The 15,623-nt window shown below is 52.1% G+C and carries 13 protein-coding genes and 1 pseudogene; 6 read left to right on the top strand and 8 right to left on the bottom strand.

Annotated features, from left to right (window positions below; genetic code table 11):
- Window positions 1–52: 52 nt before the first annotated feature.
- The 3 genes from JOE09_RS23180 to JOE09_RS23170 are packed head-to-tail and all read right to left on the bottom strand — an operon-like array spanning window position 53 to window position 2,642.
- Window positions 53–736 (bottom strand): HAD family hydrolase, encoded by a 684-nt coding sequence (locus JOE09_RS23180; protein ID WP_205067509.1) that lies wholly within the window; start codon window positions 734–736, stop codon window positions 53–55.
- Window positions 733–2,424, bottom strand: a complete 1,692-nt coding sequence (locus JOE09_RS23175) for a carbamoyltransferase C-terminal domain-containing protein (RefSeq protein ID WP_205067508.1) — start codon at window positions 2,422–2,424, stop codon at window positions 733–735. The genes JOE09_RS23180 and JOE09_RS23175 overlap by 4 nt, the downstream gene beginning before the upstream one ends.
- Window positions 2,418–2,642, bottom strand: a complete 225-nt coding sequence (locus tag JOE09_RS23170) for a hypothetical protein (RefSeq protein ID WP_205067507.1) — start codon at window positions 2,640–2,642, stop codon at window positions 2,418–2,420. The genes JOE09_RS23175 and JOE09_RS23170 overlap by 7 nt, the downstream gene beginning before the upstream one ends.
- A 120-nt stretch (window positions 2,643–2,762) precedes the next feature.
- Between JOE09_RS23170 and JOE09_RS23165 the strand changes: the two genes are divergently transcribed.
- Complete coding sequence (locus JOE09_RS23165; protein WP_205067506.1) at window positions 2,763–3,677, top strand: LysR family transcriptional regulator; 915 nt, start codon at window positions 2,763–2,765, stop codon at window positions 3,675–3,677.
- 154 nt (window positions 3,678–3,831) lie between these two features.
- On the opposite strand, the gene mnmE is transcribed toward JOE09_RS23165, so the two are convergent.
- From mnmE to rpmH, 5 genes and pseudogenes are all read right to left on the bottom strand, one after another.
- The gene (mnmE, locus tag JOE09_RS23160; protein WP_205067505.1) at window positions 3,832–5,196 is read right to left on the bottom strand and encodes a tRNA uridine-5-carboxymethylaminomethyl(34) synthesis GTPase MnmE; all 1,365 of its coding nucleotides are present in this window, start codon (window positions 5,194–5,196) and stop codon (window positions 3,832–3,834) included.
- A gap of 117 nt (window positions 5,197–5,313) precedes the next feature.
- The gene (gene yidC, locus JOE09_RS23155; RefSeq protein WP_205067504.1) at window positions 5,314–6,957 is read right to left on the bottom strand and encodes a membrane protein insertase YidC; all 1,644 of its coding nucleotides are present in this window, start codon (window positions 6,955–6,957) and stop codon (window positions 5,314–5,316) included.
- A gap of 2 nt (window positions 6,958–6,959) precedes the next feature.
- Window positions 6,960–7,218 (bottom strand): annotated as a pseudogene (gene yidD / locus JOE09_RS23150) (membrane protein insertion efficiency factor YidD).
- Window positions 7,182–7,541 carry a ribonuclease P protein component gene (rnpA, locus tag JOE09_RS23145; RefSeq protein ID WP_105595320.1) on the bottom strand — a complete coding sequence of 120 codons (360 nt, stop codon included), beginning with the start codon at window positions 7,539–7,541 and terminating at the stop codon, window positions 7,182–7,184. The pseudogene yidD and the gene rnpA overlap by 37 nt, the downstream one beginning before the upstream one ends.
- 17 nt (window positions 7,542–7,558) lie before the next feature.
- Window positions 7,559–7,699 (bottom strand): 50S ribosomal protein L34, encoded by a 141-nt coding sequence (gene rpmH / locus JOE09_RS23140; protein ID WP_003023858.1) that lies wholly within the window; start codon window positions 7,697–7,699, stop codon window positions 7,559–7,561.
- 638 nt (window positions 7,700–8,337) lie between these two features.
- Here rpmH and dnaA point away from each other — a divergent pair.
- The 5 genes from dnaA (at window position 8,338) to yidA (ending at window position 15,616) form a co-directional block, all read left to right on the top strand.
- On the top strand, window positions 8,338–9,729 hold the full coding sequence (gene dnaA / locus JOE09_RS23135; protein WP_205067503.1) for a chromosomal replication initiator protein DnaA: 1,392 nt from the start codon (window positions 8,338–8,340) through the stop codon (window positions 9,727–9,729).
- Window positions 9,730–9,731: 2 nt separating this feature from the next.
- Window positions 9,732–10,832, top strand: a complete 1,101-nt coding sequence (gene dnaN / locus JOE09_RS23130; protein WP_105595322.1) for a DNA polymerase III subunit beta — start codon at window positions 9,732–9,734, stop codon at window positions 10,830–10,832.
- 170 nt (window positions 10,833–11,002) lie between these two features.
- Entirely contained in the window at window positions 11,003–12,088 is a 1,086-nt protein-coding gene (recF, locus tag JOE09_RS23125) for a DNA replication/repair protein RecF (RefSeq protein WP_205067502.1), read from the top strand.
- 17 nt (window positions 12,089–12,105) lie between these two features.
- On the top strand, window positions 12,106–14,514 hold the full coding sequence (gene gyrB, locus JOE09_RS23120) for a DNA topoisomerase (ATP-hydrolyzing) subunit B (RefSeq protein ID WP_205067501.1): 2,409 nt from the start codon (window positions 12,106–12,108) through the stop codon (window positions 14,512–14,514).
- Between the two features lie 292 nt (window positions 14,515–14,806).
- The gene (yidA, locus tag JOE09_RS23115; RefSeq protein WP_205067500.1) at window positions 14,807–15,616 is read left to right on the top strand and encodes a sugar-phosphatase; all 810 of its coding nucleotides are present in this window, start codon (window positions 14,807–14,809) and stop codon (window positions 15,614–15,616) included.
- Window positions 15,617–15,623: the final 7 nt, after the last annotated feature.

Raw genomic sequence — 15,623 nt, 5'->3', positions numbered from 1 at the left:
TAATACGGTAAATCAGAACCCCATATCAGAAAGTTGTATGGGGTTTTTATTTCTATGGCGTGAGTATCCCGATACCAAACCGACTTTCTTTAAATAACCATATTGGTTTTTCATCAGTGATAACCAGATGATTGAAGTCCTCTACGTATGGCAGATCGATTTGAGAGGTATTACCGATGGCGATGCAATCCGTACCTGCAGAAAGTGCGGCAGTAATACCATGAGTCGAATCTTCAAAAACCAGTGTTTCTGCAGCGCGGCAGCCGAATTTTTCGATTGCTGTAACGTAAGGTTCTGGATCGGGCTTCCCACGAGAAACATCATGACGAGAGACGATATGTCTGAACATATCAAGATGATGTTCCTTAAGTACGTGATTGATTTTATCTGGCCAACTGCTGGTGACCAACCCGATGTTAATCGAATAGCCGGTCAGCTTCCTTAAGAAGCCCTCTACGCCAGGAATGAGTGTGCACTCAGCCTGCTGTTCAAATTGGTCTACCAGCCGATGAATTTTCTGATGTTGCTGAGGACCCGCTTCTGGAAATATTTTTGATAATGTATATTTCGCTGACGCGCCAATAATGAACTTGTCCACCATTTCATCACTAATAGAATATCCAAACTTACCAGCCGCATATCGCCATGCCCGAATGATGACATCGTTGGAATCGATAATAACGCCATCGAGATCGAATAAAATGGTGCTGATGAAATGCCCACTTCTTGGTATCATACATCCTCTCTCATAGTTAGTGCATAACTGTCATTTATTATTATGACATCTATGATCTTTTCTTTTAAAACCGCTACGGCTTGCCTTAGAGTGTTAATTATTGGCTCTTCATGACGGTTAAATGAGGTGTTGACCAGGCAAGGCTGGCCTGAAATTTCATACCATTTATTAATTAATCGATACATGAAAGGGTCTTTGCTCTCTTTGACAACCTGTGGTCGAGCGGTATTGTCAACGTGAACGACAGCCGGACACTGATCTTTCATTATTCTATTGCATCGGTATGTGATCGTCATATACTCAGCAGAAATATCTTCTTTCTTCCAGTTTTTAAAACAAATTCCTGCCAGTTTTTCAGTTGTAACGGGTGCGAAGGGCATAAATTCTGTTCTGCTCAGCTTAGCGTTAAGCCAAACGTTGATGTCTGGATTGTGTGCGTGATAAATAATACTTCTTTGGCATAGTGCTCTTGGACCAAACTCCATTTTACCGCGAGTTATTGCGATTATTTTTTCGCTTTTAAGAAGTTCAGTCATATAACTAATCATATCTATTGGTTTAAAACAAACTAAATCTGTTGATGAATCTATGATTTTTTGCAGTTCTTCTTTATCAATATCTGGGCCGAGGTTCATAGTGTTAAACTGGCAACGAGTTTTTCGTTCTCTCCATGCTGTTGTTACGGCCGCAGCCAGAGGGAGTCCCTCATCACCCATACAAGGTAAAATAAATACTCCATCAACGCCGGAAATTTCACGCACTTTTTGGTTTAATCGTACATTCCCGAAGATTCCGCCAGCAAGGCAAATGTGACTTTTTTTATTGTTTTTAATATGATGCTTGATTAACGTCGTAATGATGTGCTCTAAATGAAATTGTGCTGCTGCAGCAATATCCTGCGGGCTGTGTTTTTTTATTTCATTAATGAGTTTTTTCGAATAGCTTTGATAAGATGGAATGTAATAATCACCGCAGTTTGATAATAGTCTATGTCCATGAAGATCAATCATTTTCTGCATAAATGAGAGTGCTGGTTTTGGATTTCCATGTGCAGCAAGACCCGTTATCTTTCCTTCATGACGATTAGGTGTGAAGCCCAATAAATGCGTTATTCTTCCATAGAAATAGCCGAGGCTATCTATCGTTGTTTCACGTTGTAATACTAATTCTTCTCCATTGATGATTTGGCGTATAGTGAGAGACAGAAAATCACCCCTTCCATCACATGTTACAACTAATGCGTCATTCCATGGTGAGCAAAGCCATGCTCCCCATGCATGAGTATCATGATGATCGATAAATCTCACTTTATCTTTTATTTTGTTCTGTAAAATATAATCATCAAATTCTTTGCGTTTATCTCGATCGTTAATCAATTCATCTGCTATTCTTTTTTTTAGTATGCCAATATTTTTCACGTTTGTAGTACTTTCATGAATTATTCTTGAAACATAAAGGTTCAAACAATTCTCTTCGTTAAATCCAGCCTTCCAGCCATAAGCAACAATATCAATGTCATTTATTTTTAAATCATTTGATTCTAGAACAAAATTAATAGACTGCTGTGGCCATATTTTGTCTCCTTTAATCCTGGTGAAACGTTCCTCATGAACAGCAGAAAGGATTTGTGAATCTTTGACTAAACAGGCACCTGCAGTATCATTATTCGTTATTCCAAGGATTAGCATATGATAGTTTCCGCTGATAGTTCGTTCTGATGATGTTTAGATATTTTCATGAACTTATCTAATGCTTTCTGGTTTGAATCGGCCAAAACATGAATGCGAGATATATAAAATTGTTGCCGCAGCATCTCGCATATCACCTCGGCGGCGCTGGCTTCTTCAAGCGATTGTGGAGTGACAGTTTTTTCTTTCAAAAGAAATATAAAGTGTTGTTCCGCCATGGTGCTATCTCCTTTTGAAAATTATCTGATGGGAATGTTATTACAGTTGGTGAAATGATTAGAAAACAAAACCTGGCGGAAATATAATCAATAAAAATTTGCTAACGATAGCGAAATGGAATGGATATACGTCAGCTACGTGCTTTTGTCACGCTTGCCGAATGCGGTAGTTATCGTGAAGCGGCGCAACAGCTATGTATCACCCAACCTGCATTGACTAAGCAGATTCAGTCACTTGAGAAAGATCTTGGTGCAACGCTGTTTGCACGCGGTCGTCATGGCGCAAAGATGACACATTTTGCCGCCGAATTGTTTGAAAGAACACGCCTGCTGATCCGGCAGCATCATGAGTATCGTCAATATGCCGTGAGCCTGGCGAAAGGAACTCGAGGCAGCCTGGCCGTCGGATTTGGTATCTCTGCTATCAGATTAGCACCCGGCTGGGTTGCGGCATTTCGCCAGCGCTGCCCGGATGTTTCTATCAGCCTTGAAGATATGCCCTCCCGGCTGCAAACGGTTGGATTACTGAACGGGCAGTTGCAGTTAGCGTTTACTCGCCTGCCGGTCGAGCCGCCGTTAACTGCGCAACTGGTTTTGCGTGAAACACTGGTGCTGGCCGTACCGCGAGGTACCGGTATCGCAAACCGATTGAAGGATGAAGGTTATGATGTGCTGGCGACATTGCCGCTATTGATGCTGACACCGGACAGAGGGCCGGGGCTGGACAGCCAGATTGCTCATTTGCTGAGGTTTCATCAAATCACGCCCCATGTGGTACAACATGCCGGGGACATTCAGACGCTGATAGCACTGGTTTCGGCTGGCGCGGGTGTTGCGATGGTACCTCATAGCGCAACGTGGTTTGCCGGTCCCGATATTGAGTTGATATCGCTCTGCGGTCCCTACACGGATTGGGATATTGGACTGGCATGGAATCCTTCAATGGACGATCCATTGCGCGATCTGTTTATCCAGATGATTGACGAATTGAGCCTACCCGCTCTTGCGCCTGGATTGCAGAATAAAAGCGGATAAAGATATTGCGACAGAAGTCCTGTTTGGAAAAATATCTGCATTAACAGTCCGTTAATGCAGGTCAGTGAATGCTCACTTTTGGATGTGAATGACACGCTATAGCAGGTGAACTAAATCTTAACGGCTATAGCGTGTCATTTTTGTATTCTATTAATTACTTACCAATACAGAAGCTGGAGAATATCCGCCCCAGCAGGTCATCGGAGCTGAATTCCCCGGTGATTTCACTCAGGCTTTGCTGCGCCAGGCGCAGCTCTTCCGCCAGCAGTTCCCCTGCCCAGGCCCCAAGCAGCTGATGTTTGCCCTGCTGCAGATGTTCTGCCGCCAGCTCCAGCGCCTGCAGGTGACGGCGACGGGCCAGGAATCCACCCTCCATATTGCCCGAGAAGCCCATACTGGCCTTCAGATGTTCGCGCAGCACGTCCACGCCTTCGCCGGTACGGGCGGAAAGGCGAATAAGTGAGTGACCGTTTACTTCTGTAATTCCCAACGTCTCACCGGTCTTATCGGCTTTATTACGTACCACGGTGATCGGCAGCGCCTCCGGCAGGCGGGCAATAAAGTCCGGCCAGATCTCGCCCGGTTCCGTTGCATCCGTGGTGGTGCCGTCGACCATAAACAGCACGCGATCGGCCTGTTCGATCTCTTTCCACGCACGTTCGATGCCGATGCGCTCAACTTCGTCGCTGGCTTCACGCAGGCCCGCAGTATCAATGATATGCAACGGCATGCCGTCGATATGAATATGCTCGCGCAGCACGTCGCGCGTGGTGCCGGCAATATCGGTGACGATAGCGGCATCGCGGCCGGCCAGCGCATTTAGCAGGCTGGATTTACCGGCGTTGGGGCGCCCGGCAATCACTACCTTCATCCCTTCGCGCAGCAGGCTGCCCTGGCGCGCTTCGGCACGTACGCCGTCCAGATCGGCAATCACCTTGTGCAGCAGCGCTTCAATTTTACCGTCTGAGAGGAAGTCGATCTCTTCATCCGGGAAGTCGATGGCCGCTTCCACGTAGATCCGCAGGTGAGTAAGTGCTTCCACAAGGTTGTTAACACGGGTGGAGAAAACGCCCTGCAGCGAGTTAACGGCCGAGCGCGCCGCCTGCTCGGAACTGGCGTCGATCAGGTCGGCAATCGCTTCCGCCTGTGTCAGGTCCAGCTTGTCGTTGAGGAAGGCGCGTTCGGAGAACTCACCCGGGTTGGCAATGCGCAGCCCGGGCAGCGCCACGATGCGTTTCAGCAGCAGGTCGAGGATCACCGGGCCGCCGTGGCCCTGCAGCTCCAGCACATCTTCGCCGGTAAAGGAGTTAGGGCCGGGGAACCACAGCGCGATACCCTGGTCCAGGGTGCTACCGTCGGCGTCGCGAAACGGAAGATAGTCGGCATAGCGCGGCTTGGGCAGCTTGCCCAGCAGCAGCTGTGCCACTTCCGCCGCTTTGCTACCGGAAACGCGCAGAATACCTACGCCGCCGCGTCCTGGCGGGGTTGCCTGGGCAACAATCGTATCGCTATGGCTCATGGTTAACTCTCTTTTGATGCAAAAAAATAAGGCGGTCTGAGTGACCGCCTTAGTGTAAACAGTGTGTTCGTTATTGGCACGCGGCAACCGTAAAAAGGCTGCCCCGTGTTTTTACTCTTACGCTTTCTTCTTGTCGCGGCTGTGCAGGCCACGTTTTTCCAGGCCGCGATAAATCAGCTGCTGCTGGATAATGGTCACCAGGTTACTGACGATGTAGTACAGCACCAGACCTGAAGGGAACCACAGGAAGAACACGGTGAAGATGACCGGCATAAAGGTCATGATCTTCTGCTGCATCGGATCGGTCACGGTGGTCGGCGACATCTTCTGGATGAAGAACATCGTGATACCCATCAGGATCGGCAGGATGTAGTACGGGTCCTGCGCTGACAGATCGTGTATCCACAGTGCAAACGGCGCATGACGCAGTTCTACCGAGCCCATCAGCATGTAGTACAGGGCCAGGAAGATTGGCATCTGGATAACCAGAGGCAGACAGCCGCCCAGCGGGTTAACCTTCTCAGACTTATACAGCGCCATCATTTCCTGACTCATGCGCTGTTTGTCATCGCCTAAACGCTCACGCATCGCCTGAATCTTCGGCTGCAGCATGCGCATTTTCGCCATGGAGGTGTACTGCGCTTTAGTCAGCGGGTACATGATGCCACGAACGATAAAGGTGATAACGATAATCGAGAAGCCCCAGTTACCGATGAAGCTGTGCAGGAATTTCAGCAGCTTAAACAGTGGCTGAGAGATAAACCACAGCCAGCCGTAGTCTACGGTCAGATCCAGGTGTGGGGCAATCGCCGCCATTTTGTCCTGAATTTCCGGGCCAACCCACAGCGTGGCTTTCAGTTCCTGCTGGGAACCCGCCGCGATAGTCACCGGTGCAGACTTGAAGCCCACTGCCGCTACGCCGTTACCCAGGTTGCTGGTGTACAGCGTGTTGCTGCCAGCGGTCTGCGGTACCCAGGCCGTCGCGAAGTACTGCTGCAGCATCGCCACCCAACCGTTGGTGGTGGTGGTGCTCAGGTTTTCGTTTTCGCTGATCTTATCGAATTTATACTTCTCGTAGTTGGTCTCACTGCTGGAGTAAGCCGCGCCACGGAAAGTATGCAGAGCAAAGTTGTTGCTGCCGGTATCACGATGCTTAGGCAGATCGATAGTCTGTTTCAGCTGACCGAACATCGACACTTCCAGCGGCTGCTGGCTGGCGTTGTTGATCTGATAATCGACGCCAATAGCGTATTCACCGCGTTTCAGCACGAAGGTCTTGGTGTAGACCGCGCCGTTTTCAGCGGTAAAGGTCAGTGGGATACGCAGTTCGCTCTGACCATCGGCCAGTTCGAAGCTATCCTGAGAAGCCGTGTAAAGAGGACGACCGCCGTTTGCCGGATTATCCGGGCCGTTACGACCGGTCAGGCCGCTCTGCGCCTGGTACAGGAAATCAGGTGTGTTTTCCAGCAGCAGGAAAGGCTTATCGGAACCCAGTGAGTCCGGATAGGTCAGCAGCTGTGCCTGGTCAATATCACCACCGCGAGTATTAATGCTTAAAGACAGGACATCGGTCTTAACGGTGATCGTTTTGCCCTGGCCGCTGGCAGGAACACCCTGATTAGCGACATCACCCGCTGCTGTCGTGGTCTGCGTGGTCTGGGTTTGCAATGGCTGAGGATTATTATCCGTCTGCCAGGCTTGCCAGATCATAAAAGACACGAACAGAAAAGCGATGAGAAAGAGATTGCGTTGCGAATCCATCGTTAATGTTCTCTGGTATCAATGGTTGTTTGGCGGTACCGGATCGTCGCCACCTGGGTTCAAAGGGTGGCATTTTAATATGCGTTTCATCGTCAACCAACTCCCTTTTATCACCCCAAACCTGCGCAATGCCTCAATTCCGTATTGCGAGCAGGTAGGATGAAATCGGCAGTGAGGTCCTAATAGCGGGCTGATTACGCGCTGATAGACGCGAATCAGCGCGATTAGGAACCGCGAGCCAGGCGACAATGGCGGCGCCATAATTTCTCCAACGCTTCCGTCAATGCCTTATTATCCAGGTCAGCGACCCCTTTCTTCGCCACAATCACAAAATCCATTGCGGGAAGTTCATGCTGGCGCAGGCGAAAGCTTTCACGGGTCAATCGCTTGATCCGATTACGCTCGTGCGCACGCTTAACATGTTTTTTTGCGACGGTCAGACCGATGCGGGGATGCCCCAGCGTGTTCAGGCGGCCGAGAATGGTGATTTGCGGCGTGCCAGCCCGTTGTGGCTGCTGGAAGACGAAAGTGAAATGAGTGGGAGTTAACAAACGTAACTCCCTGGGAAATGCGAGCTTAACCACTCAGCGGTTAGCTTTTATTACTTAGAAACGGTCAGACGAGAACGGCCTTTAGCACGACGACGTGCCAGAACCTGACGACCATTTTTATTTGCCATACGAGCACGGAAACCGTGTGAACGGTTACGCTTCAGTACGGACGGTTGAAAAGTGCGTTTCATGGCGATTTCTACCTAAACTTGAATAATTTCACTTAGTGACGCGTTAACTGGCCCGAAAAACCGACCGACGCCTCAGTGTATCTTTAATAAAGAGGCGGGATTGTAATAATTGTACAGTCCAGAGTCAATTTACTTCGCGTGAAAACCGCGCCCTGATTGCCCGTTTTGACCCGCAAAAACAGCCATAAGGGCCACGGCGCAGCACGCCGGGGCAAGAATTATACGGCCTCCGTTAAAAAGCGCAAGGATCGTGCAGGATCATATCGCGATCCCGTTACATTGTTTTTGCGGCAATAACGTGATGGCACCATTAAATTTCACTGAATGCAGACGATCCTGAATGTCTTTTGCGCAAGGTGGCGTAAACTAATCTGCGTTGTATGCGCCTGTGGATAAATTGGATCAAAACTGTGTAGAAAGTGAAGATCTCTGCGACGGTTTACGCTATGATCCGCCGTTCCGCTAACGATCCTCCGGGTCGTCTTGCTAACCGCATGCTTCCAGGATGCCGGGCTAGAGTGGAGTAACCGTAGATAACGGTTCGCATGCGTCTCATCGGCATGCGTCAACAATGATGAAATTATCGCTTCAGCGCCCTTATTATTTCTTATCGAATTTTTTTTCGAGTGGAGTCCGCCGTGTCACTTACGCTTTGGCAACAGTGTCTTGCCCGTTTGCAGGATGAGCTACCTGCCACAGAATTCAGCATGTGGATACGCCCCTTGCAGGCCGAACTGAATGACAACACGCTGGCATTATACGCACCAAATCGGTTTGTACTCGACTGGGTTCGGGATAAATACCTGAATAATATCAATGCACTGCTAAATGACTTCTGTGGGCCGAACGTTCCGCTGTTGCGTTTTGAAGTGGGCAGCAAACCGGTGGTACAGCCCGTCAGCCAGCCGGTGATGGCCAGCGCGCACGCCAGTGCGCCAGGTTTCGGCAGCCGTGCGGCTCCGGTTCGCCCAAGCTGGGACAGCGTACCTGCTCCGGCGGAACTGTCATACCGCTCGAACGTCAATACCAAGCACAACTTTGATAATTTCGTTGAGGGTAAATCAAACCAGCTGGCACGCGCGGCGGCGCGTCAGGTGGCCGATAATCCCGGCGGCGCATACAACCCGTTGTTTCTGTACGGCGGTACGGGCTTAGGTAAAACGCACCTGCTGCATGCGGTCGGCAACGGCATTATGGCGCGCAAGCCCAACGCCAAAGTGGTGTATATGCACTCCGAGCGTTTCGTACAGGACATGGTAAAAGCATTACAAAACAACGCTATCGAAGAGTTTAAGCGTTATTACCGTTCGGTCGATGCGCTGCTGATCGATGACATCCAGTTCTTTGCCAACAAAGAGCGCTCTCAGGAAGAGTTCTTCCATACCTTTAATGCGCTGTTGGAAGGTAATCAGCAGATCATTTTGACCTCGGATCGCTATCCGAAAGAGATCAACGGGGTAGAAGATCGTCTTAAATCCCGCTTTGGCTGGGGCCTGACGGTGGCAATTGAGCCGCCTGAGCTGGAAACCCGCGTGGCGATTCTGATGAAAAAAGCAGATGAGAATGACATCCGCCTGCCGGGTGAAGTGGCATTCTTTATTGCCAAGCGTCTGCGCTCTAACGTCCGCGAGCTCGAAGGGGCACTGAACCGCGTTATCGCCAATGCCAACTTTACCGGGCGTGCCATCACCATCGACTTCGTACGTGAAGCGCTGCGTGACCTGCTGGCGCTACAGGAAAAGCTGGTCACTATCGACAACATTCAAAAGACGGTTGCCGAATACTACAAAATTAAAGTGGCCGATCTGCTGTCTAAACGGCGATCCCGCTCCGTAGCCCGCCCGCGCCAGATGGCGATGGCGATGGCGAAAGAGCTGACCAACCACAGTCTGCCGGAGATCGGCGACGCTTTCGGGGGTCGTGACCATACCACCGTGCTACATGCCTGCCGTAAAATTGAGCAGCTGCGTGAAGAGAGTCACGACATTAAAGAAGATTTCTCAAATCTAATCAGAACATTATCTTCCTGACTATGAAATTTATTGTAGAACGTGAGCGTTTGCTTAAACCATTACAGCAGGTCAGCAGCCCGTTAGGCGGCCGCCCTACTCTGCCGATCCTTGGTAACCTGCTGCTGCAGGTCGATGAAGGCACCCTGCGGCTGACCGGTACCGATCTTGAGATGGAAATGGTCGCGCGCGTGGCGCTGACTCAGGATCATCAGCCGGGCGCCACAACGGTTCCGGCACGTAAATTCTTTGATATCTGCCGTGGCCTGCCCGAAGGCGCGGAGATCACCGTGATTCTGGAAGGTGACAGAATGCTGGTGCGCTCTGGCCGCAGCCGGTTCTCACTTTCCACTCTGCCCGCCAGCGACTTCCCGAACCTGGACGACTGGCAGATTGATGTCGAATTCACCCTGCCGCAGGCGACCATGAAGCGCCTGATCGAAGCCACGCAGTTTTCGATGGCGCATCAGGACGTTCGCTACTACCTGAACGGTATGCTGTTTGAAACCGAAGGCGAAGAGCTGCGCACCGTCGCCACCGACGGACACCGGCTGGCGGTCTGTTCAATGCCGGTGGGCCAGTCTCTGCCAAATCATTCGGTGATCGTGCCGCGTAAAGGAGTGATTGAACTGGTTCGTCTGCTCGACGGTGGCGATACGCCATTGCAGGTGCAGATCGGCAGCAACAATATCCGCGCGCACGTTGGTGACTTCATCTTCACCTCAAAGCTGGTTGACGGCCGTTTCCCTGACTATCGCCGCGTACTGCCAAAAAATCCGGATAAAACCCTGGATGCCAGCTGCGATCTGCTGAAGCAGGCGTTTTCCCGTGCGGCGATTCTTTCTAACGAGAAGTTCCGCGGCGTGCGTCTGTATATCAGTGAAAACCAGCTGAAAATCACCGCCAACAACCCGGAACAGGAAGAAGCAGAAGAGATTCTGGACGTGAGCTACGGCGGCACCGATCTCGAAATCGGCTTCAACGTCAGCTACGTGCTGGATGTGCTGAACGCGCTGAAGTGCGAGAACGTGCGTCTGCTGCTGACGGATTCGGTTTCCAGCGTGCAGATTGAAGATGCAGCTAGCCAGAGTGCGGCCTACGTTGTTATGCCGATGAGATTATAGAGAATATCGGCCTGGCTTACTTGCCATTCTGGTCCCGTGCAGTGCTCGCCCTTGGTCACATACTTCAGTATGCTCCCAAGTTCTGTGCGCTGGCCGTAACCAGACTGGCTGCGCCGCCGACGGCCTGGATCGCATATGTCAGGTAAAATCCCCTTCACGCTGGATTCGTTATGGCTTTAACCCGCCTTCTTATTAAAGATTTTCGTAATATCGAAAATGCGGATCTGACGCTGGCCCCGGGGTTTAACTTCCTTGTGGGCCCCAACGGCAGCGGCAAAACCAGCGTGCTGGAAGCGATCTATACCCTTGGCCACGGGCGTGCGTTTCGCAGCCTGCAGGCCGGGCGGGTGATCCGCCACGATCAGGACGCCTTTGTGCTGCACGGCCGTATTGCTGGCGCTGAACGCGAGATCTCGGTTGGCCTGACCAAAAATCGTGCCGGCGACAGTAAAGTCCGCATTGACGGCAGCGACGGCCATAAAGTGGCCGAACTGGCGCAGATGCTGCCGATGCAGCTGATCACGCCGGAGGGGTTTACCCTGCTGAACGGCGGGCCGAAATTTCGCCGCGCCTACATAGACTGGGGCTGCTTCCACAACGAGCCGGGCTTTTTTAATGCCTGGAACAATCTGCGCAGGCTGTTAAAGCAGCGCAACGCCGCGCTGCGTCAGGTGACGCGCTACCAGCAGATTCGCGCCTGGGACCAGGAGCTGGCACCGCTGGCTGAACAGATAAGCGCATGGCGTGCGGCCTACAGCGAAGCGATTGCCGCCGATATCAATACAACCTGTGCGCAGTTTTTACCCGAGTTCGAACTGAGTTTCTCTTTCCAGCGCGGCTGGGATAAAGAGAGTGACTATGCGGAACTGCTTGAACGTCAGTTCGAGCGCGATCGCGCACTGACCTATACCGCCACCGGCCCGCACAAAGCGGATTTCCGCATTCGTGCCGAAGGGACGCCGGTGGAAGATTTACTCTCACGCGGCCAACTTAAGCTGCTGATGTGCGCCCTGAGGCTGGCGCAGGGTGAGTTTCTCACCCGACAGAGCGGGCGTCGTTGCCTGTATCTGATAGATGATTTTGCCTCTGAGCTGGATGAGACGCGTCGACAGCTGCTGGCGTCGCGTTTGAAAGCCACTCAGGCCCAGGTTTTCGTTAGTGCCATTGGTACTGAACATGTGTTCGATATGGCTGACGAAAAGGGCAAGATGTTCCACGTGGAACAGGGTAAAATAGCGGTTCAACCTGAAGATTAAATGAGCGAGAAACGTTGATGTCGAATTCTTATGACTCCTCAAGTATTAAAGTTCTTAAAGGACTTGATGCTGTACGCAAGCGCCCTGGTATGTATATCGGCGATACGGATGACGGTACCGGTCTGCATCACATGGTCTTCGAGGTCGTGGATAACGCCATTGACGAAGCACTCGCCGGCTACTGCTCCGATATTGTTGTTACCATTCATGCCGATAACTCTGTTTCCGTGCAGGATGATGGCCGTGGTATCCCGACCGGCATTCACCCGGAGGAAGGGGTTTCCGCTGCCGAAGTGATCATGACCGTGCTGCACGCAGGCGGTAAATTTGATGACAACTCTTATAAAGTTTCCGGCGGTCTTCACGGCGTGGGTGTCTCAGTGGTTAACGCCCTGTCTGAAAAGCTGGAGCTGACCATCCGTCGTGACGGTCAGGTTCACCAGCAGATCTACGTGCACGGCGTGCCGCAGGCCCCGCTGAGCGTCACCGGCGAAACCGAACTCACCGGTACTCGCGTGCGCTTCTGGCCAAGCCACCAGACCTTTACCAACGTTACCGATTTCGAATATGAGATCCTGGCTAAACGCCTGCGTGAGCTCTCCTTCCTGAACTCTGGCGTGTCCATCAGGCTGGAAGATAAGCGTGACGATAAGAAAGATCACTACCACTACGACGGCGGTATTAAGGCGTTTGTGGAGTATCTGAACAAGAACAAAACCCCGATTCACCCAAATGTGTTCTATTTCTCTACCGAAAAAGACGGCATTGGCGTGGAAGTGGCGCTGCAGTGGAACGACGGTTTCCAGGAAAACATTTACTGTTTCACCAACAACATTCCACAGCGCGACGGCGGTACGCACCTGGCTGGCTTCCGTGCGGCGATGACCCGTACGCTGAATGCCTACATGGATAAAGAAGGCTACAGCAAGAAAGCCAAAGTCAGCGCCACCGGTGACGATGCGCGTGAAGGCCTGATTGCGGTCGTGTCGGTGAAAGTGCCGGACCCTAAATTCTCCTCGCAGACCAAAGACAAGCTGGTTTCCTCTGAGGTTAAATCGGCGGTTGAACAGCAGATGAACGAACTGCTGAGCGAATATCTGCTGGAAAATCCGGGCGATGCGAAAATCGTGGTCGGTAAGATTATTGATGCTGCGCGTGCGCGTGAAGCCGCACGCCGTGCCCGTGAGATGACCCGTCGTAAGGGCGCGCTGGATCTGGCAGGCCTGCCGGGCAAACTGGCCGACTGTCAGGAGCGCGACCCGGCGCTGTCTGAAATTTACCTGGTGGAGGGTGATTCTGCGGGCGGTTCAGCCAAGCAGGGTCGTAACCGTAAAAACCAGGCGATTCTGCCGCTGAAAGGTAAAATCCTTAACGTGGAGAAGGCGCGCTTCGACAAGATGCTCTCTTCGCAGGAAGTCGCGACGCTGATCACCGCGCTGGGCTGCGGCATTGGTCGCGATGAATATAACCCGGACAAACTGCGCTATCACAGCATCATCATCATGACCGATGCCGACGTCGATGGTTCGCATATCCGTACGCTGTTGCTGACTTTCTTCTACCGTCAGATGCCGGAAATCATCGAGCGTGGCCATGTGTATATCGCACAGCCGCCGCTGTATAAGGTGAAAAAAGGCAAGCAGGAACAGTACATCAAAGACGACGAAGCCATGGACCAGTACCAGATCGCTATCGCTCTTGATGGTGCCACGCTGCACACCAACGCCAATGCGCCTGCGCTGGGCGGTGAGCCGCTGGAGTCGCTGGTGGCTGAATTCAACAGCACGCGCAAAATGATCAAGCGTATGGAGCGCCGCTATCCGGTAGCGCTGCTGAATGCGCTGATCTACAACCCAACGCTGAGCGATCTCTCTGCGGAAGCGGCGGTGCAAAGCTGGCTGGATAATCTGGTGACCTGGCTGAACGAAAAAGAGCAGCACGGCAGCAGTTACGTTGGTGTGGTGCGTGAAAACCGTGAGCTGCATATCTTTGAGCCGGTGGTTCGCATCCGTACCCACGGCGTGGATACCGATTATCCGCTCGATACGGAGTTTATGCTGGGCGCGGAATATCGCAAAATCTGTGCGCTGGGTGAAAAACTTCGCGGCCTGATTGAAGAAGATGCCTACATTGAGCGCGGCGAGCGCCGCCAGCCGGTTGCCAGCTTCGAGCAGGCAATGGACTGGCTGGTGAAAGAGTCACGTCGTGGCCTGTCCGTACAGCGTTATAAAGGTCTGGGTGAAATGAACCCGGAACAGCTGTGGGAAACCACCATGGACCCGGACAGCCGTCGTATGCTGCGCGTGACGGTGAAAGATGCGATTGCGGCCGATCAGCTGTTCACCACGCTGATGGGCGATGCGGTTGAGCCACGTCGTGCCTTTATCGAAGAAAACGCCCTGCGGGCGGCAAACATCGATATCTAATCTCGGGTACAGGGGCGGCTTGTTTTCAGGCCGCCCCTGAATAACCGTTCTGCCTCTGCCTCTGCCTCTGCCTCTGCCTCTGCCTCTGCCTCTGCCTCTGCCTCTGCCTCTGCTGTCTCTGTCTGGATTCTTTTTCTGCTGTTCCTGTTGCATTACCCGCATTCCAGACGCGTCCGCCAGCGATCGTGACTTTCCCGTAATCCATCGGTCTGGCAACTAACTATGCAACCTGCTGGAGATCGTCAGCTGAATCGCGCTAGCATGGAACACAACAGAAGCTAAGGAGTGTGGCATGGCGATTAAATTAATAGCGATTGATATCGATGGGACGCTGCTTAACCCGCAGCACGAAGTGACGCCGCGCGTGAAAGCGGCGATTGAGGCGGCGCGCGATAAAGGCGTGGCGGTGGTGCTGGCAACCGGACGGCCGTTCCTCGGCGTACAGCGCTACCTGCGCGAACTGGGCCTGGAGCAAGAAGGCCAGTACTGCATCACCAACAACGGCGCACTGGTGCAAAAAGCGAACGATGCCAGCTGCGTGGCTGAAGTGCCGGTGACCTTCGATGACTACCTCTACTATGAGCAGATGTCCCGTGAACTGGGGGTAAACTTCCAGGCGCTGACCCAGAGCCACCTCTATACCGCCAACAAAGATATCAGCCGTTACACCGTCCACGAAGCGGGTCTCACCGGCATGCCGCTGCGCTACCGTACCGTGGAGGAGATGGACCCAACGTTAATCTTCCCGAAAATCATGATGATCGATGAGCCTGAACTGCTGGACGCGGCGATTGCCCGCATTCCTGCTGAAGCTTACGAACGTAACACCATCATGAAAAGCGCGCCGTTCTTCCTGGAAATCCTCAATAAAGAGGTGAACAAAGGCGCCGGCGTTAAGCTGCTTGCAGAACGTCTTGGCCTGCAACGCGACGAGCTGATGGCGCTGGGCGATCAGGAAAACGACCTGGCAATGCTGGAATTCGTGGGCACGGGCGTGGCGATGGGCAATGCGATTCCGGTGGTGAAAGAAATCGCCCAGTTTGTTACGACATCCAATCGTGAAGACGGCGTTGCCGTGGCGATTGAGAAATTTGTTCTGTAAAAGGACT

Source organism: Pantoea coffeiphila (genome assembly GCF_016909495.1).
In the GTDB taxonomy this organism is placed as follows: Bacteria; Pseudomonadota; Gammaproteobacteria; order Enterobacterales; family Enterobacteriaceae; genus Erwinia; species Erwinia coffeiphila.
Note: the sequence above shows the minus strand (reverse complement) of the source record. Positions and strands in the feature narration are given on the sequence as shown.

Bases quoted from the DNA above. Each gene is read 5' to 3' on its own strand.
- JOE09_RS23180 (WP_205067509.1), bottom strand. From the start codon at position 736: ATGATACCAAGAAGTGGGCATTTCATCAGCACCATTTTATTCGATCTC.
- rpmH (WP_003023858.1), bottom strand. From the start codon at position 7,699: ATGAAACGCACTTTTCAACCGTCCGTACTGAAGCGTAACCGTTCACAC.
- gyrB (WP_205067501.1), top strand. From the start codon at position 12,106: ATGTCGAATTCTTATGACTCCTCAAGTATTAAAGTTCTTAAAGGACTT.
- JOE09_RS23170 (WP_205067507.1), bottom strand. From the start codon at position 2,642: ATGGCGGAACAACACTTTATATTTCTTTTGAAAGAAAAAACTGTCACT.
- yidA (WP_205067500.1), top strand. From the start codon at position 14,807: ATGGCGATTAAATTAATAGCGATTGATATCGATGGGACGCTGCTTAAC.
- mnmE (WP_205067505.1), bottom strand. From the start codon at position 5,196: ATGAGCCATAGCGATACGATTGTTGCCCAGGCAACCCCGCCAGGACGC.
- JOE09_RS23175 (WP_205067508.1), bottom strand. From the start codon at position 2,424: ATGCTAATCCTTGGAATAACGAATAATGATACTGCAGGTGCCTGTTTA.
- JOE09_RS23165 (WP_205067506.1), top strand. From the start codon at position 2,763: ATGGATATACGTCAGCTACGTGCTTTTGTCACGCTTGCCGAATGCGGT.
- yidC (WP_205067504.1), bottom strand. From the start codon at position 6,957: ATGGATTCGCAACGCAATCTCTTTCTCATCGCTTTTCTGTTCGTGTCT.
- recF (WP_205067502.1), top strand. From the start codon at position 11,003: ATGGCTTTAACCCGCCTTCTTATTAAAGATTTTCGTAATATCGAAAAT.
- dnaN (WP_105595322.1), top strand. From the start codon at position 9,732: ATGAAATTTATTGTAGAACGTGAGCGTTTGCTTAAACCATTACAGCAG.